This is a genomic window from Bartonella sp. AP4SXKL (assembly GCF_042195845.1).
GTDB lineage: Bacteria > Pseudomonadota > Alphaproteobacteria > Rhizobiales > Rhizobiaceae > Bartonella.
Genome location: NZ_JBHIPA010000074.1, coordinates 1 through 700, shown reverse-complemented (window position 1 = coordinate 700; position 700 = coordinate 1). Strand labels below are relative to the sequence as shown.

The 700-nt window shown below is 38.3% G+C and carries 1 pseudogene; it reads left to right on the top strand.

The window, feature by feature from the left end:
• Positions 1-700: pseudogene (locus ACFIMI_RS09745) on the top strand (hypothetical protein); the annotation flags it as partial.

The following is a 700-nucleotide window of genomic DNA, read 5'->3' as shown; positions in this document are numbered from 1 at the left end:
AGATAAGACAACGAGTCGTCTCACTATTGGTGCAAAAGTAGGTGGCGCAGAAATCAATATTGCAAATGAAAGCGGTGGGGATCGGATAATTTCTGGTGTTGGTGAAGCAAAGAACAATAATGACGCTGTTAACAAAAGCCAGCTTGATAGCAATATCAAGAATGTCAATGATAATGTAACAAATAAGTTTAGCGAACTTACTAAAAACATAACGAATATTACTCAGCAAGTTAAAGGTGATGCTTTGTTATGGAATGATGAAGCCAATGCCTTTGTAGCACGTCATGAAAAGAGCAAAGAAGAAAAAGGCAGAGCTGTAGCCACTCAAGATAACAGAAAAATTACGTTTCTTTTAGATGGTGATGTTTCTAAAGATTCAACGGATGCTGTCACGGGTGGACAGCTTTATTCGCTGAACGAACAACTTGCAACCTATTTTGGTGGAGGTGCAGGTTATGATGAGCAAGGACAATGGACTGCTCCAAGTTTTAAGGTTAAGACAGTTAAGGATGACGGTAAATCTGAAGAGATAGACTATGGCAATGTGGCGGATGCTTTGGCTGGAGTTGGTAATTCTTTCACAAATATTAGAAATGAGATTAGCAAAGAGATTAATAATGAGATTACCAATGTTGTCAGTGATAGCCTTGCGAAGCAGGATGAAAAGACAAAAGTTATCACTATTGGTAAAGAAGTAGAA